The 244-nt window shown below is 51.2% G+C and carries 1 tRNA gene; it reads right to left on the bottom strand.

What is annotated here, in order from left to right:
* Positions 1–103 precede the first annotated feature (103 nt).
* A tRNA-Thr gene (locus PAT3040_RS32225) sits at positions 104–179 on the bottom strand.
* Positions 180–244 lie beyond the last annotated feature (65 nt).

Genomic DNA, 244 nt, shown 5'->3' with positions numbered 1-244 from the left:
GGGATTCGAACCCCTGTTACCTCCGTGAAAGGGAGGTGTCTTAACCCCTTGACCAACGGGCCATGCGTAAATTGCAATGCTTGTCTGCTTACCAAGAAAGTAATGGAGCTCTCAACCGGGATCGAACCGGTGACCTCATCCTTACCATGGATGCACTCTACCTACTGAGCTATGAGAGCATATGGCTCCCCGAACAGGACTCGAACCTGTGACAACTCGATTAACAGTCGAGTGCTCTACCAAC

Source organism: Paenibacillus agaridevorans (genome assembly GCF_003112455.1).
Lineage (GTDB): Bacteria > Bacillota > Bacilli > Paenibacillales > Paenibacillaceae > Pristimantibacillus > Pristimantibacillus agaridevorans.
This window is presented reverse-complemented; position numbering and strand designations above follow the sequence as displayed.